Source organism: Streptomyces sp. NPDC051576 (assembly GCF_040681835.1).
Classification (GTDB): Bacteria; Actinomycetota; Actinomycetes; order Streptomycetales; family Streptomycetaceae; genus Streptomyces.
Map to the genome: position 1 here is coordinate 632,611 of NZ_JBFAZO010000001.1, position 19,591 is coordinate 652,201.

Sequence of the window (19,591 nt, forward strand, 5' to 3'; positions counted from 1 at the left end):
GTCCCTCAGCGTTCGGCCCGGCTCCGCCCCAGCAGCCACAGCAGATACGGCCCGCCGACCAGCGAGGTGAGCGCGCCGACCGGGACCTCCAGTGGGGGCAGGATCGTCCGGGCCGCCAGGTCGGCCGTCACCAGGATCACCGCACCCGTCAACGCCGAGCAGAGCAACGGCAGTTGGGGTGTGCGGGTGAGCCGACGGGCCAACTGCGGGGCGGTCAGGGCGACGAACCCGATCGGCCCGGCCGCCCCGGTCGCCGTGGCGGCCAGCACCACGCCGAGCAGGGTGAGTGCGAGTCGCGTACGGTCCACCCGCACCCCCAGCGACGCGGCCGTGTCGCCGTCCAGCCCGAGGGGGCGTACGGCACGGCTCGCCCACACCAGCGCCGGCAGACACAGCAGGAGTACGACGGCCAGGGGGCCCGCCTGCTCCCAGCCCCGCCCGTTCAGCGAACCGGTCAGCCACAGCTTGACCTGCTCGGCGGCCTCCAGCTCGCTGTCCGTGAGATAGAGCTGGACCACGGCCGACAGCGCGACCCCGATCCCAACCCCCGTCAGCACGAACCGACTTGGCTGCATCCCATGCCGCCACGCCAGTACGTACACGAGCGCGGCAGCCGCGAGTCCGCCCAGGACGGAGACGAGGGGCATCGCACCGGGCGAGGCGACGAACCCGGTGGACAGCGCCAGCACGGTCGCGGCGGCGGCGCCGTGCCCCACCCCGATCACATCCGGACTGGCCAGCGGATTACGGGTGACCGTCTGCACCAGCGCCCCCGCCAGCCCGAGCGCCACCCCGACCAGCGCCCCCAGCACGATCCGCGGCACCCGCAACTCCATGACGACGAGGTCGTACGGTCCCGAACCGGTGCGGAGGGTCTGCCACACCTCGCCGGGCGAGATGTAGGTCTGGCCGAGACAGGCGGCGGCGGTCATGGCAACAGCCAGCAGCAGTACGAGAGTTACGGCGATGACGGCCGAACGCCGGTGCAGGAGAAGGGAGATGGCGGGACGGGGGCGCAGGACCGTGACACCGGCGGGCCGGAAGTCCCCGCGCGCTCCGTCCCGTTCGGCCGTCGCTTTCATACGGCGGTCGCCTTCCGCCGCACCAGCACCACCAGGACCGGCACCCCCACCAACGCCGTCATCACCCCGGCCGGCACCTCCGCCGGTGCCCGCACCACCCGCCCCGCCACATCCGCCGCGACCAGCAGCGCCGCGCCGAGGAGCGCGGACAGCGGGAGCAGCGCGCGGTGGCCGCCGGAGGTGAGGCGCCGGGCCAGATGCGGGACGGCGAGACCGACGAAGGCGATCGGCCCGGCGGCGGCCACCGCGGACGCCACCAGCAGGGTCGCCCCGAGCGCCGCACACACCCGCACGACCCCCACCCGATGCCCGAGCGCCCGCGCCGTCTCGTCCCCGAGCGCCAGCGCGTCCAGCCCGCGCGCACAGGCGAGCACCAGCAACGCGCCCGCCGCCAGAAACGGCAGCATCCGTACGACGGTGTCGGCGTCCCGCCCGCTCAGTGAGCCGACCTGCCAGAACCGGAACTGGTCCAGCGTCGCCGAACTCGACGTCAGCACAACGGTCGTACCGCCCGCGGTCATCGCCGACAACGCCGTACCGGCGAGGGCCAGTTTCACCGGCGACGCCCCGCCGCGACCGCGCGCGGCGATGCCGTAGACCAGACAGGCGGCGAGGACAGCGCCGGCGAAGGCGTACCAGACGTACCCCTCGAAACCGCTCGCGAGCCCCGTCGCGATGGCGAGGACGACACCGGCCGCCGCGCCCTGGCTCAGGCCGAGGATGCCCGGGTCGGCGAGCGGGTTGCGGGTGACGGCCTGAAGTGCCGCGCCGGCCACGCCGAGCGCCGCGCCCGCCGTCAGCCCGATCTCGGTACGGGGCAGCCGCAGCGACCGTACGACCAGGGCGTCCGGTGAACTCCCGCCGTACAGCAGCGCGTCGAGCACCGCGGACGGCGGGACCGGCCGGGTGCCGACCGCGAGACTGAGCAGCACGGCGGCGGCCACCGCGAGGGTGGCCGCCGGCCAGGCGAGGCGCTTCACATTCACTGCTCTTCGCTCACTACTTGCTGATGTCCTCGGCGAGTTGGAGGACGACGAGGCCGGCGGCCGTCGGGCCCGCGTTGAGGTACCAGGGGTCGTCGTCGACCTTCACCGCGTGCCCGGCCTTCACCGCCTTCATCGACTTCCACAGCGGTCCGGCCAGCGTGCTCGCCGCGTCGGTCCTGCCGGCGTCGCCCTGCACCGAGTAGAAGATCCAGTCACCGTCCGCCTTGTCGATGCTCTCCGCGCCGATGTCCTCCGAAATCGCCGTGAACTGCTGCGACTTGGGCCGGTCGAGCCCCATGTCGACGGCGATCGAACCGGTGAACGACGAGACACCGAACATCCGCGTCCTGCCGGGTGTGAAGCGCAGCATCGACACGGAGGTCTTCGACAGCGCCTCGCCCTTCTCGTGCGCGTCCTCGACGATGCCGTCGAGCAGTTTCTGCGCCTGCTGCCACTTGCCGATCGCGTCGCCGACGAGCAGCAGATCGCGCTTCCAGTTGATGCCGTTGCCCGCCGTGATGACGGTCGGCGCGATCTTCGACAGCTTGGGATAGAGGTCGCCGAGCGAGTCGTTGGCGAGGATCAGGTCGGGCTTGGCGGCGGCCAGCGTCTCCAGGTTGGGCGCCTGGCGCGTGCCCGCGTCCGTCATCGCGGCGAGCCTCGACTTGTCGGTCGGGAAGGCGTCCGCGAGGTAGTCGGGGACGAGTCCGGCGTTGTCGGCGCGGGTGGTGACCGCCGGGACGGTGCCGAGGGAGAGCAGGTCGTCGAGCTGCCCGGTGCTCAGCACGGCGATCCTCGTGGGCTTCGCCTTGATCGTCGTCGTGCCCTCGAAGTGCGTGACGGTACGGGGGAAGGTCCCGTCGGTGTCGGTGTCCGCGCCCATACCGGTTGCGAGCGTGCTCGGGGCGGCGGACGGGCCCTCCGAGGCGCCGAGCACCTTGTTCTGCTGTCCGTCGGCCGTCCGCTCGGCATCGTTGTCGGCGGTGGACGACGAGCACCCGGCCAGCAGCCCCCCGACGACGGCCACGGCGGCCATCGCCGTGACCGCCTTCCTCTTGAACGCGCGCACTGTCACTGTCTGTCTCTCCGATCACTGGCCAGGTAAGGCTTACCTTAGCTTGCGTGTGGAGGGGGTTGAGCGCGGGGGATGTGGAGGGGGTCGACTCCCGTCGTCACACTTTTCCGCCGCCCGGAGTCATACCGGTGAAGCCGCCTCACGGGGCGGCGCGGACGGCCCGGGGGATTCCGGGCCCTGTGGAGGGAGTTGGGTCATGACCTCACCGATCCTGGTCACCGGCGGCACGGGCACCCTGGGCCGTCATGTCGTACCGCTGCTGCGCGCGGCCGGCCATGAGGTACGGGTGCTGAGCCGGCAGGCGCGACCAGCGGCGGACGGCGTCGAGTACGTCACCGGCGACCTGCTGAAGGGCGAGGGCGTGGCGGCGGCGGTCGCCGGCACGGAGATCGTGCTGCATCTCGCGGGCGGCCAGAAGGGCGACGACGTGGCGACCCGCAATCTGGTGCGTGCCGCGGCGGAGGCCGACGTCCGTCACCTCGTCTACATCTCGGTCATCGGCGCGGACCGGGTCCCGCTGGCCTGGCTGCGCACCAAGCTCGACTCGGAGCGGGCGATCGCCGACTCGGGCATCCCGTGGACGATCCTGCGCGCGGCCCAGTTCCACGAGCTGACGCTCACGATGGTCGAGAAGATGGCGAAGCTCCCGGTCCTCCCGGTCCCCGGCGGCCTCCGCATCCAGCCGGTCGACTCGCGTGAAGTGGCCGCCAGGCTGGTCGAGTTGGCCCTCGGCACCCCGGCGGGCCGGGTGCCCGACCTGGCCGGACCCGGCCTCTACGACATCGCGGCGCTGACGGCTCCGTACCTGAAGCTGCGCGGCAGGCGGCGGCGGCCGACGCTGCCGGTGCGCATCCCCGGCAAGGCGGGGCGGGCCTACCGCGCGGGGGAGAACCTGGCGGTGGAGGGCGCGGAGGTCGGCAAGGTGGGGTGGGAGGACTTTCTGGCGGAGCGGGAGGACGTGGTCGCGTAGCGGACGGAGGCGTGGTGGGCGGGGATGTCCTGAGCGGAGGTGTGGTGGGCTGGAATGTCCTGAGTGGAGGTGTGGTGGACAGAGGCGTGGTGGACGGAGTTGTGATGGACGGAGGTCACAGGCGGCCCGCGTCCGCGTCCGCGCCCGTCGGCTCGAACCGCGCCGCGCCCCGCAGCCGTACCGCGTCCTGCCCCGGCGGTCTGCCGAAGTGGCGCCGGTATTCGCGGCTGAACTGCGACGCACTGTCGTAACCGACCGCGAAGCCGACGCCGGCGACGTCCTCCGCGCCGCTCATCAGCAGCAACCGGGCCTCCTGCAACCGGATCCGCTTCTGGTACTGGATCGGGGTCAGCGCGGTGACCGCGCGGAAGTGGCGGTGGAAGGGGGAGGCGCTCATCCCGGCCAGCCGGGCCAGGTCCTCGATGCGCAGGGTCTCCGTGTGGTGGTCGCGGATCCAGCGAATGGCCCTGCCGATATGGGTGAGTTGACTGTCGGCGAGCCCGATCTGCCGTACGAGCGCACCCTGTTCACCGGTGATCAGCCGCCACAGGATCTCCTTCTCGATCAGTGGCGCGAGCATCCGGGCGTCGCCGGGACGGTCGAGCAGCCGTAGCAACCGGACGGCCGCGTCGAGGAGTTCGAAGGGCGCGTCGCACACGGCGAGACCGTGCGGGGCCGAACGGCGGGGGAGGGCGAGCGGTTCGGTTCCGGCGTCGAGCAGCAGCGAGGCGATCTTCGCGGGTTCGAGGGCGAGCCCGCAGGCGAGGAACGGTTCCTCGGGCGTGGCCCGCGTGTAGTGCCCGGCGACCGGCAGGTCCACCGACACGACCAGATACTGACCGGCGCCGTAGTCGTGCACCCGGTCGCCCACGGTCAGTCGCTTCGAGCCCTGCGCGACGATCGCCAGCACGGGGCGGGCGAGGCTCGCGCTCGGCGCCTCGGGCCGGTCCGCGCGGGACAGCAGCAGGCCGCCGACAGCGTGGGGGCGGGAGGCGTGCCGCTCGATCAGGGCCCGCAGCTCGCGCAGCCGCGCGTCCGAGTCGTCCACGGTGCGCCTCCTCGAATCGGCAGGATCGTGCAAGAGCCTGATGCTATCGCCCTAACAACATGCCTGCTCACAGTGGTGTCATCGAGGAGTCGGTTCCCCGCCCACTCTCCATGGGAGCATTTTCATGGCACACGACACACTCGACTCGTACGTCGGTCTCGGCCGTTCCGGCCTCAAGGTGAGCCCCTTCTGCCTCGGGGCGATGAACTTCGGCGAGGACGGCGGCTTCGGCTGTGACGTCGAGGAGTCCGAGAAGATCCTGGCGACCTACCTCGAACGCGGCGGCAACTTCGTCGACACCGCGAACTTCTACACGAACGGCCACTCGGAGGCGATCCTCGGCGACTACTTCACCGCCCACCCCGGCCTGCGTGACCGGGTCGTCCTCGCCACCAAGTTCTACGGCAACCTCCACCTCGGCGATCCCAACGGCGGCGGCGCGAGCCGCAAGGCGATCGTCGGCCAGTTGGAGGACTCGCTGCGCCGCCTCCGTACCGACTACATCGACCTGTACTGGCTGCACAACCACGACCGTTCGACGCCGATCGAGGAGACCCTGCGCACCCTGGACGACCTGGTGACGGCGGGCAAGATCCGATACGTCGGCTTCTCCGACACACCCGCCTGGTTCACCGCCAAGGCACACACCATGGCGTTGCTGCGCGACTGGACACCGGTCACCGCGCTCCAGATGGAGTACTCCCTCCTGGAGCGCACCATCGAGGGCGAGTTGATCCCGCTGGCCCAGGACGCCGGGATGGGCCTACTGCCGTGGGGCCCGCTCAAGAGCGGTTACCTGTCCGGGCGTTACACCCGGTCCGACTCAACTCCCGCCGACAGCAAGCGTGCCGCGATCCTCGGTGCCCCAACCGCCGCCCAGTTCAAGGTGATCGACGCCCTCGCCGAGGTCGCCGCGGACGCGGGCACGACCTCCGCTGCCGCGGCCCTGTCCTGGGTCCAGTCCCGCCCCGGCGTCACCTCGACCCTCATCGGCCCGCGCACCCTGGCCCACCTGGAGGCCAACCTCACCGCCCTGGACCTCCACCTCACCCCGGCCCAGACGGCCACTCTGGACGAGGTGTCCGCCCCCACGCTCAACTTCCCCTACGACCTCAACCAGCGGGTCGGCAGCATGCTCAAGTACGCGGGCGCGACGGTGGACGGCGTACCGAGCGCGGTGTATCCGCCGCTGCTGGAGTACCCCGCGCGCTACTGACCGGGGCTGAATCGCCCCGTACGGCATGGGAGTTCGCCTCGATACGCTGGCGGCGACCCTGACGTACGAATCCGTCGCACCGGAGTCGAGCTATGCGAGACGCAGAGGCAAGGGCGACAGCGGCAGCGACAGGCACGGCGACCGGCACGGCGACAGGTACGGCGATCGTGGTGGGCGCGGGTATCGGAGGGCTCGCCGCCGCGCTGAGTCTGCGCCGGGCCGGTCGTGAGGTCACGGTCGTCGAGCAGGCGACACGGTTCGCCGAGACCGGCGCGGGGATACAGCTCGCGCCCAACGCCACCCGCGCGCTGCGCCGGCTCGGTCTCCTCGACACGGTCGCCGCGCGGGCCGCCCGTCCCTCCCACGTGAGCTACCGCACCTGGTCCGACGGCGCCGAGATCTGCCGGTACGCGCTGGGCCGCGAGGTCGAGGAGGAGTTCGGGGCGCCCTACCTCCAGGTCCACCGGGCCGACCTGCACCGGGCCCTGGCTGCCACGGCGCCACCGGGCTCGGTGCGTCTGAACACCGTCGTCGTGGGCATCGACCAGGACGAAGACTCCGCCTCCGTGATGATCGCGGGCGGCGAGCGTCTGACGGCGGACCTGGTGGTGGCAGCCGACGGCATCCGCTCCGAGGCCCGGCAGTGGCTCTTCGGCGCCGACGAGGCGGTGTTCTCCGGCACCGCCGCCTACCGGGCCCTGCTCCCGGCCACCGAGGTGACCGACCTGGACCTGCCCCCGTTCGGCGTCTGGCTCGGACCAGGCCGCCACTTCGTCCACTACTGGGTGCGCCGCGGCGAACTCCTCAACGTAGTAGCCGTGTTCAGCACGGAGACGGAGACCGAGACGGCCCAGGAGTCCTGGACCGCCCGCGCCGAACCCGGCGAGCAGACCGCCGAGTTCACCGGCTGGGACCCCCGCGTGCTCAGCGTCCTCGACCGCGCCGGACGCGTCTTCCGCTACGGCCTCTACACTCGCGCCCCGCTGCCCCGTTGGAACCTCGGACGGGTGACCCTGCTGGGCGACAGCGCCCACGCCATGGTCCCCTTCGCGGCCCAGGGCGCCGCCCAGGCCATCATGGACGCGGCCACCCTGGGCGACGCCCTCGCGAACACGCCACCGTCCGAAGTCCCGGACGCCCTCGACCGATACGTGACCCGACGCCTCACGACCGCCACCGGCGCGCAGACCAGCTCAGCCCGGGCGGGCGAGGACTTCCACCTGCCGGACGGACCCGAGGCTCGGGCGCGTGATGCCCGGATGGTGGCGCATGCGGCCGGGAACAGGTTCGCGCCGTTCGCGACTGGGTGGGCGGCGGACGTCGTCCCGTGAGCGCTGGCTGTGTTCGGGTGCGTAGGCCGGTTCTGGCTGGGCGGGGAGTGTCCCGTGAGTGCTCGGTGTGTTGAGGCGCGTAGGCCGGTTCCGGCTGGGCGGGTGAGGACGTCCATCTGCCGGATGGCCCCGAGGCCCGGGCGCGTGACGCCGTGGCCGTGTTCCGCACGGAGACGTGGGCGATGGACACCCGGTGACTGACTGCCGAGGTCAGGCGCGCAGGCCCGTCAGCCCGTCGTAGACGGACATGACGATCTCCATCCCCCGGGTGTCCACCGCGGGCTCGCGCATCTGGTTCGGTACGTACGCCACCGCCATCCGGGCCGCGGGCTCGACCATGACCAGCGCGCCGCCCCAGCCACCCCACCCGTAGCTGCTGCCGAAGAGCCCGTAGCCGAGGCCCCAGCGCACGGACATCCCCAGCCGCCGGTCCTCGCCGCTGAACTGCTCCACCCACGCACGCTCACAGCCGGCCTCCGACAGCAGCCGCACCCCGGCCGTCGTACCGCCGCCCGCCATCACCGACTGCACCCGGGCGACGGAACGGGCGTTGCCGAAGCCGCTCGCCGCGGGGATCTGGGCGCGCCGCCAGGCCACGCTGTTGCCGTCACGGACCCGGAGCGCGGTCGCGCCGGACGCGCTCGCATCGGCGCCGGGCGCGCTCGCGGTGTAGTCCTCGTCCTTGCCGGGCGGCGGGATCGTGAGCCCCACGCGGTGGTCGTGCTCGGCGGCCAGCCCGATGTGGAAGTCCGCGCTCAGCGGTCCGGCCACCTCGGCGGCGAAGTACTCACCCACACTCCGGCCCGTGATCCGTCGTAGGACCTCGCCCACCAGGAATCCCTGGGTGAGCGAGTGGTAACCGGCCGCGCTGCCCGGCTCCCACTCCGGAGCCTGTCCGGCAAGCCGGGCCGTGGCGGCGGACCAGTCGTAGATCTCCTCGACACTGCCGAACCAGTCGGGCAGCCCCGCGGTGTGCGACAGCAGGTGCCGCACCAGCACCCCGTCCTTGCCCGCGGCGGCGAACTCCGGCCAGTACCGGGCGACCGGCGCGTCCACGTCCAGCTCGCCGCGGTCGGCCAGGATCAGCGCGCACAACGCGGTCATCGTCTTGGTGACGGAGAAGACGTTGACGATCGTGTCCCGTTCCCACGGAACCGTCCGCTCCGCATCGAGGAACCCACCCCACACGTCCACCACGGGCTCACCGTCCACGAAGACTGCGACGGAGCCGCCCGCGTCCCCGCCGGCGAGGGTGGCGGCGAGTGCGTCGGGGACGGCGGTGAAGAGACCGTCGTAGGAGCCCTGAATGCCAGTGGTTCCAGCCGTGTCAGCCATGTGTGGCATTAGCCCGCATCGGGCGGCGCCGGGCAACCGGGTTTTTCGCGCTGACCCGTGACCCGTGACTTGTGACCGGTGAGTGGTCGGCCGGGCGCGGAATCGCTCGGGACCCTCGTACGTTGTGGGGGGTGGGTACGGAACGCCGGTCCGAGTGACCGGGCTGACAGAAATTGGAGGGTCGCGATGGCTGCGCAGACGCAGAGGGCCGTGCTGGCGGGCGGATGCTTCTGGGGGATGGAGGAGCTGATCCGCCGACTGCCGGGTGTGACGGCGACCCGGGTCGGTTACACCGGGGGTGACGTCCCGAACGCGACGTACCGCAACCACGGCACGCACGCGGAGGCCATCGAGATCCTCTACGACCCCGAGAAGACCGACTACCGCGCGCTCCTGGAGTTCTTCTTCCAGATCCACGACCCGAGCACCAAGAACCGCCAGGGCAACGACATGGGCCTCAGCTACCGCTCGGCGATCTACTACGTGGACGACGAGCAGAAGCGCGTAGCCGAGGACACGATCGCGGACGTGGACGCCTCCGGCCTGTGGCCCGGCAAGGTCGTCACCGAGGTGGAGCCGGTCGGCCCCTTCTGGGAGGCCGAGCCCGAGCACCAGGACTACCTGCAGCGCTACCCGGACGGCTACACCTGCCACTTCCCCCGGCCGGGGTGGCGCTTGCCCGCTCGGGCGGAGGGCTGAGTCGACGCCGACGAGGAGCAGGCGGGTTCACGCCCGCCTGCGCGTCCACAGGGACAGATCGCTGCTTGTGGCAACGGCGATGGTCTGGCCGGAGGGGGAGAAACCAGCGGCTCGGAACTCGGAGTAGCCGGCGTGGAAGATGTGCCACCACCCCTCTCGATGCGGACCGGAGTGGGGCAACCCCCCGTCCCGGGACACCAGGACGCGATGATTGGGCCAGGCCGGGGCAACGACCTCCAGGATCCAGCCGTCCGCGGTGACGGTGTGAAGCCCGCCGCCGAAGACCCCGGCTATGCGCACCCTGCCGCCGGCGATCGGACCCAACCCGGGGCACGACAGGTCGGTGGACGCGTCAGGAGTGTGCTCATCCGGGTCCGGGTCGCGGTCCCGGGCCACCTTCTCCCCGGTCACGGCGTCGAAGAGGCCGTGACCGTCGCCCGAGACGACCATCACCAGCTCGTGGCCGCTGTCGGGATGCGTGGCGAAGCCGATCCCGAGAAGTCCACCGACAGGAACGCCGTACTCGTACTCGAAGACGGGCCGCCAGGGCTCGGGCGCGGGCACCACCGGGGCGGCGAGGAGCCGTTCCCGCATGGCCTGTTGGTACGCGGAGAACACCGGTTCACGCCCTGGTCGCTCCACCGGAGCCACCTCCTTGATCCTCTTCGGTTGCGGGTGCCTGTCCGGGCCCGCGCTGTTACGGTGCCGCATCGTGAGTACGGACATCCACGGCGGCATCGAGTTTCGCCACCCCGGATCCGACAGCGACTACTACGACGGTGAGCCGTGGGTAGCGGCCATGGACCTCTGGCCGCTGTACGACGAGACGGACTACGCCGCCTTCGGCTGTCTCTTCGGAGTGCGCAACCACGCGGGCTTCCAACCGCTCGCTCCGGACCGCGGCCTCCCCGTCGATCTGTCGAGTGGGATGCGTTCGCAGTTGGCGTCCTCGGTCGAAACGGGCGGTCTGTCCGGCGCCACCTGGGTCAGTTGGGCGGAACTCGCTGCGATGGATCCGACCGCGCCCGCACAGTTCACCGGCGGGCTGACCTGGCGCACGAAATCGCTGCCGTCGACACCGCGTCAAGGCGTGGAGTGGACCACCGACGACCTGATGTGCGCCTACGAACCGCTGACCGCAGGCACCGTCCTGGGGCCGGAAACGCACTGGCCCCATGTCTTCGCCGTGATGAAGGCTCTCGCAGGCCGCTTCGGTGATGACGGCGTCCGCCTCGTCGTGGCATTCGACTGACCGACCGCACGCACGGCGCCGCCCCCGCGACCTGGCGAGCCGGCCCGTCACCGCTCATGACGAGAGCGACGTAGCCTTGCACGGTGACCCGTGGGAACCAGCAGACCGACGGCTCCACCTTCGATGGATTCCCCTGCCATCAGGCGCTGTTGGCCGACACGGACTGGGCCTCACTCGGTACGGCGAGAGGGGACGGCGCGTTCCTGCCGGCCGTGCTGTCTCGACTTCTCGACGCCGACCCGGTGGTTCAGGCCAACGCCATCAAGGAGTTGGAGCCGGTATGCCACCAGAACAGTTTCTACGGAGCCACCCTCCCCGTGGCCCTGTACGTGGCGGCCGTCCTTGACCATCCCGCCACCACGACGTTCGAGCCCGACCTGCGAAGGAAGCGGGAAAGGGACTATCCGGTACGAGCGGCGCTGTTGGACTGGCTCGGATCGCTCGCCTACGACGCCGATGACGCGTGTGTCGCCATCGGTGAGCGTCACTTCGGCGGCGGCCATCTCGACAACTACCCGGACATGCGCGCCTTCCGGGACCGGCGCCCCACGTTCTACCGTGCCGTGGCCCCCTTCCTGGGCCACGACGACACGGCCGTACGCGAAGCCGCCGTCGTTGCCGCCTTCCCCCTGACCGAGCATCCCGAGGTCACCCGCCACCGGGAAGGACTCGGGCGCCACGCCCGTCATCTCCTGGCGACCAGCACAAACCGCTACAACCGCAGCCGCACCCTGGACGCACTCAAGACCTGGGGCCACGACACCAACCACCTGGAAACCGCCGAAGACATCGCCGCGCGCGCCCAACACGCCTGTGGCGGCAGCCATGTCGGCGGCTGCATGGACGACCCGCTCTTCTGACCACGGCTCAGGCATGAGACCGGTGTTCCCGTGGGAATGGTGGCCGGCAGGCCGTTCCGGGGAACGTTCAAGGAGGACTCCGAGGTGCCGTTGCGCTCGCACGGCAGCATGGCGCCGAACCGGGCGCTGATGGCCGTCGGCCCGGTCGACCACGTCCAGGTGACACTCTTCCCGCTACGGGGTGCCGTCCCCGGCGAACGTCCACACGGCACGGCTGCCGGGCCCGACGGTCAGGGTCGAGTTGCCGATCTGTTCCACGTGCCGGTACTTCACGGGGTGGTTGAGCGACATGTCGACCTGCTGGTACCCCGCTTGGTCGCGCGGGACGGAGTCGAGCCGGATCGTGGTGCCGCCGCCTTCCGCGACGACGCCACCGCCCGTCAGGGTCCGGACGGTGAACCCGCCGGCCCGCAGCAGCGGAACGGTGTCGGCGAGGTCCCCCTCGGTCACCGCGATGCGGACCGAGGTCACGTCACGCATCAGGTGGGTCCGGTAGTCGTCGGAGAGGTAGCGCTCCCGGCCGACGTCACCGGGGAAACTCGCCGGCTCGGTGTTGCCGCGCGGATCGGCGAAGTACTCCGGCCGGTACTCCATCGCCCAGGCCCCGAACGCGTCGTACTCACTGGCGGTGAGGATGGCGTCGAACCACGGCACGGGCACCCCGTCACCGAAGTCCCGGGTCTGGAGGAACTCGATGGGGTCGGCGACCCCTTCGTCCTTCAGCCGCTCGGTGACCGTCGCCAGGTCCCCGTCCCGCTCGGTCGAAAGCCCCAGCCCGGCGGAGCCGAGAGTGCCGTCCTGGCCGGCGAGGTCACCGACTCCGAACAGCTCCAGGTAGGTCTCGCGGCCCATCAGATAGCGGCCGGTCCAGGTCTGCCCGCCGGTACCGGTCGTGGTGCGGACCTGGAAGTTGGCGAACTCCCGCAGATAGGCGGAGTGTTCGATGGCGTCGGCGGTCTCCCGGTCGAGGACCCCGTAGGAGTGGTTGTAGAACAACAACTGCCGCTCCACCGACGACCGCCCCCCGTCGGCCTGCGCCGTCGCCACCCCACCCCCGATCGCTCCGGCGAGAGCCACAGCGAACACGATGATCATCCGTAATGTCCGACGAATCAGCATGTGCGCGATCGTAGGGCGGGGAGGACGCGGCTGCCGTTCTTATTCGAACGGGGCCGAAATGCTTGACACTTGGCCTTGGGGAGAGATGGCCTCAAGGTGCCCGACGGGTGAGCCGCCGGGGTCTCGCGGCTCAGGGATCACTCGCGAAAACGGAGCGCGTAGTCGCGGAAGATGCTTCGCAATCCGTCTCGCTCCAGGTCACGGTCATGGAGGAATTCTCCGAGAAGCTGGAACAGGGCCTCGACGGCCACGCTGTTCTGCTTCTCGTCCAGGTCCTTGTAGCCCCGGCCAGGAGTCGTCTCCGGCAGCGCCAGTTGCGTCACGAGGCGGGACCACACGAAGTTGCTGCGGTCGCCCAGTTTGAGGAGTAGCCACTCCCGGAAACCGAGCAGCGCGCTGTCGCGAGTGCCCGCATCGTAGCCGTGGAGGTACGTGACGTAGTCGCCGTACGAACCGTCCAGGCCGTACATGCCGGGCCGCTTCCGGATCAACTCCAGGTGTTCCCTGAAGCTGAACTCACCGATGCGGCGATCACCGAACGCGGAGACAGGCGGGAGAGGCTCACCCATGCGTCGTGACCACCCCGACCGGACAGGAAACCCCCGTCCCCCCGATCCCGCAGTACCCCGCCGGATTCTTGTCGAGGTACTGCTGGTGGTACCCCTCCGCCGGATAGAACACCCGCCCCTCCGCCGGCAGGATCTCCGTGGTGATCGTGCCGAAGCCAGAGCGCGTGAGGACCCGTTGGTAGGCCGTGCGGGAGGCTTCTGCCGTGGCTGTCTGGGCCGGGGTGTGGGGGTGGATCGCCGAGCGGTACTGGGTGCCCACGTCGTTGCCCTGGCGGAAGCCCTGGGTCGGGTTGTGGGACTCCCAGAAGGTCTTGAGGAGCGTCTCGTACGAGATCAGCTTCGGGTCGTAGACCACGCGGACCGCCTCCGTGTGGCCGGTCAGGCCCGAGCAGACCTCCTCGTAGTGCGGGTTCTCGGTGTAGCCGCCCTGGTAGCCGACCAGCGTCGTCCACACGCCCACCGGGACTCGCCAGAACGTGCGCTCGGCGCCCCAGAAGCAGCCCATGCCGAAGTCGGCGATCTCCAGATGCCCGGGGTAGGGGCCGAGGAGTGGGGTGCCGAGGACGGTGTGGCGGTCGGGGACCGTGAACACCGGCTCCGGGCGGCCCCGCAGGGCCTGCTCGGCGGTCGGCAGTCGGGGCGTACGGCTGTGCAGGAACATGCGGTCTCCCAACGGGCCTCAGGGTGGGTCCGGAGTGGGAACGGGCGGGGGGCTTCGAGAATTCCGGTCCGCCGTGCTGCCGCCCCGGCGCTCAGTGCGGCAGGCTCGCCGGGCTTCCGCCGTTCGCCTCGTAGCCCGCCACCGCGAGGGCGCGGTAGACCGCGAACTCCGCCGCCGGGTCGGGGGACAGGGTCCACGGCAGGGCTCCGACGTGGCCGTCGATGTGTATGAGCTGGTTCATCGCCTCGGACCAGCGCTCCGCGCGGACCAGGAAGAAGACCAGCAGATGGCGGACGTGCGCCAGCATCGGATCGTCGGGGCGGGCCGCGTGCACGGCGAAGAGCGCGCCGTGGATCGCCTTCTCCACGACCTCGCTCCGGTAGAAGCTGCTGACCAGGTTCACCTCGGGGAGGTGCTCGAAGACCGCGAAGAGGGGCATCGCGGCGAGGAGGGAGCCCTGGGGAGCCCGCGCGGCGGCCGCCTCCGCGAAGGAGTTCGCCAGCTCGCGCGAACCGTGCCACTTCTCGCACCAGTAGTGCAGGGCGGCCAGGTGCGCCCCCATGTGGGCCGGTGCGCGGTCCAGGACCGTCAGCCACAGTCGCTCGAACTCCGGCTGCGTGTACGTCAGTCCGCGGGCCACCGACAGCTCGACGATGTACGGGACCGGGTCACCGGGGGAGAGGAGCGCAGCCTCACCGCACGCGGTCCGCGCCTCCTCCATGATGATCCGGAACTCGTCCGTCCCCCGCGTCGACGTACGCCACGCCTGCTGCACCAGGAACTCCGCGTGCACGGCCGCGCCGCCCGCGTCCTTCGGGTTCTCGGCCCGCCACACCCGCAGCCACTGCCCGCCCGGCATCTCGCTCACCCCGCCGGGCCGCTGCTGCAGCTCCAGCGACGCGGCGCCCGCGAAGGCCTGCACGCGCTGCCAGCGCAGCTCGCCCGTGATCTCGGTGCCGGCCAGCAACTGCGCCGCCGCGTGGTAGTCCTGGGTGCGCTGCACCAGGTCGAGGACGTCCAGCAGATCCTGGTCGGGGCCGGGCATGCGGATGTCCAGCTCCTCCTCGCGCACGAAGCCGTAGGTCGCCGGGTCCGCGGCGTCCGGGTGGCCGGGCAGGACCTGCTCGATCATCCCGCGCCTGCGCCGCAGGAACGGGATCAGCACGAAGCCCATCATGACCAGCGCCATCAGGACCCAGAGAATCTCCATGCCTCAAGCGAACCAGACGGGTCCGACAATTGGCCAACCCGGTCCGCCGCCCTGTGGAAAACCATCGCCGCCGTTCCCGCGCACCTGTGGAAAACCTCGGGATCGTCGTCCGCCCCGCGAGCGCACTACGCTCGGCCCCATGAGCGACAGGCACATCAGTCAGCACTTCGAGACTCTCGCGATCCACGCCGGCAACACCGCCGATCCCCTCACCGGCGCGGTGGTCCCGCCGATCTACCAGGTCTCGACCTACAAGCAGGACGGCGTCGGCGGCCTGCGCGGGGGCTACGAGTACAGCCGTAGCGCCAATCCCACCAGGACCGCCCTGGAAGAGAACCTCGCCGCCCTCGAGGGCGGTCGCCGCGGCCTCGCGTTCGCGTCCGGACTGGCGGCCGAGGACTGCCTGTTGCGTACGCTGCTCAGCCCCGGCGACCATGTCGTCATCCCGAACGACGCGTACGGCGGCACGTTCCGGCTGTTCGCGAAGGTCGTCTCCCGGTGGGGCGTGGAGTGGTCGGTCGCCGACACCAGCGACCCGGCGGCGGTCCGCGCGGCCATCACCCCGAAGACCAAGGTCGTCTGGGTGGAGACCCCCTCCAACCCGCTGCTCGGCATCACCGACATCGCCGTCGTCGCGCAGATCGCGCGGGACGCGGGCGCGAAGCTCGTAGTGGACAACACCTTCGCCACGCCGTACCTCCAGCAGCCGCTCGCCCTCGGGGCGGACGTCGTCGTGCACTCCCTCACGAAGTACATGGGCGGTCACTCGGACGTCGTCGGCGGCGCGCTGGTCACCGCCGACGAGACGCTCGGCGACGAGTTGGCGTACCACCAGAACGCGATGGGCGCGGTCGCCGGGCCCTTCGACTCCTGGCTGGTGCTGCGCGGCGCCAAGACGCTGTCGGTGCGCATGGACCGGCACAGCGAGAACGCCACCAAGGTCGCCGACATGCTCACCCGGCACGCGCGCGTGACGCGCGTTCTCTACCCGGGGCTCCCGGAGCACCCCGGTCATGAGGTCGCCGCCAAGCAGATGCGGGCCTTCGGCGGCATGGTCTCCTTCCAGGTCGAGGGCGGCGAGGAGGCGGCCGTCGAGGTCTGCAACCGCGCCAAGGTGTTCACGCTCGGCGAGTCCCTGGGCGGTGTCGAGTCGCTGATCGAGCACCCCGGGCGGATGACGCACGCGTCCGCCGCCGGTTCCGCCCTGGAGGTCCCCGCCGATCTCGTACGCCTCTCCGTGGGCATCGAGAACGTGCAGGACCTCCTGGAGGACCTCCAGCAGGCACTGGGCTAGCCCACAGCCCACAGCCCACAGCTACCAGCCCGTCAGGGGTGGAGTCGTCTCAGACGGCGGCTCCACCCAGGGATGGGCCATCAGCGCCCACACGGTGAACGCCACGACCGCCGTCCACAGCAGCAGCCACATCAGCCGCCGGGCGGCCCTCCTGCGACGCAGCATGCGGCCGCCGCGCCGCACGATGTCCGGGTACAGCTCGGGCGGCACCTGCGGCGGAGTCCGCTCCATGATCCGCCGTACGGCCGCCTCCCGTTCGGGCCTGTTCACGCGCGCGTACCCCCGCTCCTCGGCCTCATGAGGGCGCCACCTTGGCCCCGCCCACCTTCGGCAGCGGACCGCGCGACGGATGCAGCAGGGTGGCCGTCGCGCGGTCGCAGATCGTCCGGACCCGTTCCGTGGGGAGGCCCAGCAGCGCGGCGGCCTGCTCCTCGGCGACCCCCTCGTACAGCCTGAGGACGACGATCAGCCGCTCCTGGGGCGCGAGGACGCCCAGCGCGCCGCCGGAGTGGTGGCGCGCCCGGCCGAGACCGCCGTACTGGTGCCAGGCCGCGCGGGCGAAACGGGTGGCCAGGTACTGGCGGGCGTGGTCGTACGGGTCCTCGCCGCGCAGCCGGTCCCAGCACGCGTACGTGTGGGCCAGGGACACCGTCAACAGGCGTCGCGCGCGCGGGTTGTCGTCCGGCGCCTCCGCGGTGAGCAGCGTGGCGGCATGCAGCAGCCGCCCTGCCGCGCCCGCGACGAACGCCTCGAACTCCCGGGCCCGGCGGGCGCCTTGGGACGCCTGCCGTTCTCGCACCGAGCCTCCCCCCTGAACGACCCGGTTTCATCTGAGGCCAGGTCTGTCGCCAGGTCAAGAGTTCGGGACGAAGGGCGGGAATCGCACATCGCCGCCACGCGCGCGTGGCGGGCACCCTTGTAGGAAGCCGGCTCAGGAAGCCGGCTGGTTCTCCCCGCCCGGGACCGCCATCCGCGCGGAGAGGGCGCTGTTGAAGCGCGTGAGGAGCGTGCAGAACGCCTCGCGCTCCTCAGGCGCCCAGTCGTGTGTCAGCTCGTCCATCAACTGACGCCTGGACGAACGGACTTCCTCCAGGCGAGCCTGCCCGCGCGGGGACAGCTGCAGCACCACCGCGCGGCCGTCCTCCGGGTGCGAGGTGCGCTTGACGAGCCCGGTGTCGACGAGCGGGGCCACCTGCCGGGTGACCGTCGACGAGTCGATGCCCATGCTCGCGGCGAGCGCCTTGACGCCCATCGGGCCCTCCTTGTCGAGGCGGTTGAGCAGCAGATACGCGGCGCGGTCCATGGAGTTGCGCACCTGTCCGACTCCGCCGAGCCGGGTCTGTTCGGCACGGCGGGCGAAGACCGCCACCTCGTGCTGCAGCGTGTCGAGGAGACCGGGTTCACCGACGGTCGTCATGTCCATCGACATTTCAGGTGTTGTGGGCATGGCCGGGGGCTCGCTTCATGAAGGGGTGCTGGGTTGGGGGACAGGGTACGCGGATGGAAGGCGGCCCGTACCGGCGCTGCGCAAACCAGTCTCGGAGCTTGGTCACAGCCATGGCGCGCGGCTGTGAACTGCGATGCTTGAGTCATGAGCTACAGCACGGCTGACTCCTTGCGACCCGTCACCCTCGACGATGTGCGCGGCGCCCAGAAGATGCTCACGGGCGTGGCGCGGGTGACCGGCATGGAGGGCAGCAGGCATCTGACCCAGCTCGTGGGCTCACCGGTGCACTTCAAGTGCGAGAACCTCCAGCGGACGGGCTCCTTCAAACTGCGCGGCGCCTACGTCCGCATCGCCGGACTGCTGCCCGAGGAGCGCGCCGCCGGTGTCGTCGCCGCCAGCGCCGGAAACCACGCCCAGGGCGTCGCGCTCGCCTCCGCGCTCCTGGGCGTGCGCTCCACGGTGTTCATGCCCGTGGGCGCGCCCCTGCCGAAGATCAGTGCCACCAAGGAGTACGGCGCCGAGGTGCGCCTGCACGGCCAGGTGGTCGACGAGACGCTGGCCGCCGCGCAGGAGTACGCCCATGAGACGGGCGCGGTGTTCATCCACCCCTTCGACCACCCCGACATCATCGCGGGCCAGGGCACTGTCGGCCTGGAGATCCTGGACCAGTGCCCCGAGGTGCGCACGATCGTCGTCGGGATCGGCGGCGGCGGGCTCGCGGCCGGTATCGCGGTCGCCGTGAAGGCGCTGCGCCCCGATGTGCGGATCGTGGGCGTGCAGGCGGCGGGCGCGGCCGCGTTCCCGCCCTCGCTGGCGGCCGGCCGGCCGGTGTCGGTCGAGCACCCGGCGACCATGGCCGACGGCATCAAGGTGGGGCGGCCCGGTGACGTGCCGTTCGGGATCGTCGCCGATCTGGTGGACGAGGTCCGCACGGTCACCGAGGACGAGCTGTCCGCCGCGCTGCTGCTGTGCCTGGAGCGGGCCAAGCTGGTCGTCGAGCCGGCCGGCGCCAGCCCGGTCGCGGCGCTGCTGAGCGATCCGCGGGGCTTCGAGGGACCGGTCGTGGCGCTGCTGTCCGGCGGGAACGTCGACCCGCTGCTGCTCCAGCGCATCCTGCGCCACGGCATGTCCGCGCAGGGCCGCTACCTGGCCGTACGGCTGCGGCTGACGGACCGGCCGGGGGCCCTCGCGACGCTTCTCGGGGTGTTGTCAGTGGTCGACGCTAACGTCCTCGATGTGAGCCACGTCCGGACCGACCCTCGGCTCGGGCTCACGGAGGCGGAGGTCGAGCTGCATCTGGAGACGAAGGGTCCGGTGCACTGCGCCGAGGTCGGCCAGGCTCTGCGCGACGCGGGCTACACGGTCATCGACTGAGGTCGGAGCCCGTTCCCTGACCGTTCCCCATCCGTCCCGTCACTCGTTCGAGAAAATCCGTTG

General features: G+C 71.1%; 21 protein-coding genes. 8 read left to right on the forward strand and 13 right to left on the reverse strand.

Annotated features, from left to right (window positions below; genetic code table 11):
• Positions 1 to 5 precede the first annotated feature (5 nt).
• Genes AB0M63_RS03080 through AB0M63_RS03090 form a run of 3 tightly spaced genes read right to left on the reverse strand, consistent with a single transcriptional unit; the run spans position 6 to position 3,104 of the window.
• Positions 6 to 1,082 (reverse strand): iron ABC transporter permease, encoded by a 1,077-nt coding sequence (locus tag AB0M63_RS03080; RefSeq protein ID WP_366018168.1) that lies wholly within the window; start codon positions 1,080 to 1,082, stop codon positions 6 to 8.
• A complete protein-coding gene (locus AB0M63_RS03085; protein WP_366018170.1) occupies positions 1,079 to 2,068 on the reverse strand; it encodes an iron ABC transporter permease in 990 nt (329 codons plus the stop codon). Before AB0M63_RS03085 ends, AB0M63_RS03080 begins: the two co-directional genes overlap by 4 nt.
• Before the next feature lie 13 nt (positions 2,069 to 2,081).
• Positions 2,082 to 3,104, reverse strand: a complete 1,023-nt coding sequence (locus AB0M63_RS03090) for an iron-siderophore ABC transporter substrate-binding protein (protein WP_366018525.1) — start codon at positions 3,102 to 3,104, stop codon at positions 2,082 to 2,084.
• A 235-nt stretch (positions 3,105 to 3,339) separates the two neighbouring features.
• On the opposite strand from AB0M63_RS03090, the gene AB0M63_RS03095 reads away from it, so the two are divergent.
• Positions 3,340 to 4,113, forward strand: coding sequence for an NAD(P)H-binding protein (locus AB0M63_RS03095; RefSeq protein WP_366018171.1), 774 nt, complete (start codon positions 3,340 to 3,342; stop codon positions 4,111 to 4,113).
• Positions 4,114 to 4,228: 115 nt separating this feature from the next.
• On the opposite strand, the gene AB0M63_RS03100 is transcribed toward AB0M63_RS03095, so the two are convergent.
• On the reverse strand, positions 4,229 to 5,161 hold the full coding sequence (locus AB0M63_RS03100) for an AraC family transcriptional regulator (RefSeq protein WP_366018172.1): 933 nt from the start codon (positions 5,159 to 5,161) through the stop codon (positions 4,229 to 4,231).
• Between the two features lie 124 nt (positions 5,162 to 5,285).
• Between AB0M63_RS03100 and AB0M63_RS03105 the strand changes: the two genes are divergently transcribed.
• Positions 5,286 to 6,377 (forward strand): aldo/keto reductase, encoded by a 1,092-nt coding sequence (locus tag AB0M63_RS03105; protein WP_355903344.1) that lies wholly within the window; start codon positions 5,286 to 5,288, stop codon positions 6,375 to 6,377.
• A 92-nt stretch (positions 6,378 to 6,469) separates the two neighbouring features.
• The gene (locus AB0M63_RS03110; protein WP_366018173.1) at positions 6,470 to 7,708 is read left to right on the forward strand and encodes an FAD-dependent monooxygenase; all 1,239 of its coding nucleotides are present in this window, start codon (positions 6,470 to 6,472) and stop codon (positions 7,706 to 7,708) included.
• A 210-nt stretch (positions 7,709 to 7,918) separates the two neighbouring features.
• Here the strand turns inward: AB0M63_RS03110 and AB0M63_RS03115 are convergent, their stop codons facing one another.
• Positions 7,919 to 9,052, reverse strand: a complete 1,134-nt coding sequence (locus AB0M63_RS03115) for a serine hydrolase domain-containing protein (RefSeq protein ID WP_366018174.1) — start codon at positions 9,050 to 9,052, stop codon at positions 7,919 to 7,921.
• Between the two features lie 177 nt (positions 9,053 to 9,229).
• Here AB0M63_RS03115 and msrA (AB0M63_RS03120) point away from each other — a divergent pair, with 177 nt between their 5' ends.
• On the forward strand, positions 9,230 to 9,742 hold the full coding sequence (gene msrA / locus AB0M63_RS03120) for a peptide-methionine (S)-S-oxide reductase MsrA (RefSeq protein ID WP_355903353.1): 513 nt from the start codon (positions 9,230 to 9,232) through the stop codon (positions 9,740 to 9,742).
• Positions 9,743 to 9,769: 27 nt separating this feature from the next.
• Here the strand turns inward: msrA (AB0M63_RS03120) and AB0M63_RS03125 are convergent, their stop codons facing one another.
• Positions 9,770 to 10,360 carry a hypothetical protein gene (locus AB0M63_RS03125; protein ID WP_366018526.1) on the reverse strand — a complete coding sequence of 197 codons (591 nt, stop codon included), beginning with the start codon at positions 10,358 to 10,360 and terminating at the stop codon, positions 9,770 to 9,772.
• A 94-nt stretch (positions 10,361 to 10,454) separates the two neighbouring features.
• Here AB0M63_RS03125 and AB0M63_RS03130 point away from each other — a divergent pair, with 94 nt between their 5' ends.
• Together AB0M63_RS03130 and AB0M63_RS03135 are read left to right on the forward strand one after the other, a co-directional pair.
• Positions 10,455 to 10,994 (forward strand): hypothetical protein, encoded by a 540-nt coding sequence (locus AB0M63_RS03130; protein WP_366018176.1) that lies wholly within the window; start codon positions 10,455 to 10,457, stop codon positions 10,992 to 10,994.
• An 83-nt stretch (positions 10,995 to 11,077) separates the two neighbouring features.
• On the forward strand, positions 11,078 to 11,854 hold the full coding sequence (locus tag AB0M63_RS03135) for a hypothetical protein (RefSeq protein WP_355903359.1): 777 nt from the start codon (positions 11,078 to 11,080) through the stop codon (positions 11,852 to 11,854).
• Between the two features lie 174 nt (positions 11,855 to 12,028).
• Here AB0M63_RS03135 and AB0M63_RS03140 read toward each other — a convergent pair whose 3' ends face one another.
• The 4 genes from AB0M63_RS03140 to AB0M63_RS03155 all read right to left on the reverse strand — a co-directional run bounded on the left by AB0M63_RS03140 (position 12,029) and on the right by AB0M63_RS03155 (position 15,413).
• The gene (locus tag AB0M63_RS03140; RefSeq protein WP_355903362.1) at positions 12,029 to 12,949 is read right to left on the reverse strand and encodes a DUF5829 family protein; all 921 of its coding nucleotides are present in this window, start codon (positions 12,947 to 12,949) and stop codon (positions 12,029 to 12,031) included.
• Positions 12,950 to 13,110: 161 nt separating this feature from the next.
• A complete protein-coding gene (locus tag AB0M63_RS03145; RefSeq protein WP_366018177.1) occupies positions 13,111 to 13,542 on the reverse strand; it encodes a hypothetical protein in 432 nt (143 codons plus the stop codon).
• Entirely contained in the window at positions 13,535 to 14,203 is a 669-nt protein-coding gene (msrA, locus tag AB0M63_RS03150; RefSeq protein ID WP_366018178.1) for a peptide-methionine (S)-S-oxide reductase MsrA, read from the reverse strand. The genes AB0M63_RS03145 and msrA (AB0M63_RS03150) overlap by 8 nt, the downstream gene beginning before the upstream one ends.
• A gap of 91 nt (positions 14,204 to 14,294) precedes the next feature.
• On the reverse strand, positions 14,295 to 15,413 hold the full coding sequence (locus AB0M63_RS03155) for a hypothetical protein (protein WP_355903371.1): 1,119 nt from the start codon (positions 15,411 to 15,413) through the stop codon (positions 14,295 to 14,297).
• A 139-nt stretch (positions 15,414 to 15,552) separates the two neighbouring features.
• On the opposite strand from AB0M63_RS03155, the gene AB0M63_RS03160 reads away from it, so the two are divergent.
• Positions 15,553 to 16,707: a cystathionine gamma-synthase gene (locus AB0M63_RS03160; RefSeq protein ID WP_355903374.1), complete on the forward strand. Its 1,155-nt coding sequence runs from the start codon at positions 15,553 to 15,555 to the stop codon at positions 16,705 to 16,707.
• A gap of 21 nt (positions 16,708 to 16,728) precedes the next feature.
• On the opposite strand, the gene AB0M63_RS03165 is transcribed toward AB0M63_RS03160, so the two are convergent.
• From AB0M63_RS03165 to AB0M63_RS03175, 3 genes are all read right to left on the reverse strand, one after another.
• On the reverse strand, positions 16,729 to 16,977 hold the full coding sequence (locus AB0M63_RS03165) for a hypothetical protein (protein ID WP_355903377.1): 249 nt from the start codon (positions 16,975 to 16,977) through the stop codon (positions 16,729 to 16,731).
• A 25-nt stretch (positions 16,978 to 17,002) separates the two neighbouring features.
• Positions 17,003 to 17,506, reverse strand: coding sequence for a sigma factor-like helix-turn-helix DNA-binding protein (locus tag AB0M63_RS03170; protein ID WP_366018179.1), 504 nt, complete (start codon positions 17,504 to 17,506; stop codon positions 17,003 to 17,005).
• A 132-nt stretch (positions 17,507 to 17,638) separates the two neighbouring features.
• The gene (locus AB0M63_RS03175) at positions 17,639 to 18,136 is read right to left on the reverse strand and encodes a MarR family transcriptional regulator (RefSeq protein ID WP_355903383.1); all 498 of its coding nucleotides are present in this window, start codon (positions 18,134 to 18,136) and stop codon (positions 17,639 to 17,641) included.
• A gap of 162 nt (positions 18,137 to 18,298) precedes the next feature.
• On the opposite strand from AB0M63_RS03175, the gene ilvA reads away from it, so the two are divergent.
• Positions 18,299 to 19,528, forward strand: a complete 1,230-nt coding sequence (gene ilvA / locus AB0M63_RS03180; RefSeq protein WP_355903386.1) for a threonine ammonia-lyase — start codon at positions 18,299 to 18,301, stop codon at positions 19,526 to 19,528.
• Positions 19,529 to 19,591: the final 63 nt, after the last annotated feature.

Bases quoted from the DNA above. Each gene is read 5' to 3' on its own strand.
- ilvA (WP_355903386.1), top strand. From the start codon at position 18,299: ATGAGCTACAGCACGGCTGACTCCTTGCGACCCGTCACCCTCGACGAT.
- AB0M63_RS03155 (WP_355903371.1), bottom strand. From the start codon at position 15,413: ATGGAGATTCTCTGGGTCCTGATGGCGCTGGTCATGATGGGCTTCGTG.
- AB0M63_RS03160 (WP_355903374.1), top strand. From the start codon at position 15,553: ATGAGCGACAGGCACATCAGTCAGCACTTCGAGACTCTCGCGATCCAC.
- AB0M63_RS03175 (WP_355903383.1), bottom strand. From the start codon at position 18,136: ATGTCGATGGACATGACGACCGTCGGTGAACCCGGTCTCCTCGACACG.
- msrA (WP_355903353.1), top strand. From the start codon at position 9,230: ATGGCTGCGCAGACGCAGAGGGCCGTGCTGGCGGGCGGATGCTTCTGG.
- AB0M63_RS03080 (WP_366018168.1), bottom strand. From the start codon at position 1,082: ATGAAAGCGACGGCCGAACGGGACGGAGCGCGCGGGGACTTCCGGCCC.
- msrA (WP_366018178.1), bottom strand. From the start codon at position 14,203: ATGTTCCTGCACAGCCGTACGCCCCGACTGCCGACCGCCGAGCAGGCC.
- AB0M63_RS03140 (WP_355903362.1), bottom strand. From the start codon at position 12,949: ATGATCATCGTGTTCGCTGTGGCTCTCGCCGGAGCGATCGGGGGTGGG.
- AB0M63_RS03095 (WP_366018171.1), top strand. From the start codon at position 3,340: ATGACCTCACCGATCCTGGTCACCGGCGGCACGGGCACCCTGGGCCGT.
- AB0M63_RS03105 (WP_355903344.1), top strand. From the start codon at position 5,286: ATGGCACACGACACACTCGACTCGTACGTCGGTCTCGGCCGTTCCGGC.
- AB0M63_RS03090 (WP_366018525.1), bottom strand. From the start codon at position 3,104: ATGGCCGCCGTGGCCGTCGTCGGGGGGCTGCTGGCCGGGTGCTCGTCG.
- AB0M63_RS03110 (WP_366018173.1), top strand. From the start codon at position 6,470: ATGCGAGACGCAGAGGCAAGGGCGACAGCGGCAGCGACAGGCACGGCG.
- AB0M63_RS03115 (WP_366018174.1), bottom strand. From the start codon at position 9,052: ATGCCACACATGGCTGACACGGCTGGAACCACTGGCATTCAGGGCTCC.
- AB0M63_RS03145 (WP_366018177.1), bottom strand. From the start codon at position 13,542: ATGGGTGAGCCTCTCCCGCCTGTCTCCGCGTTCGGTGATCGCCGCATC.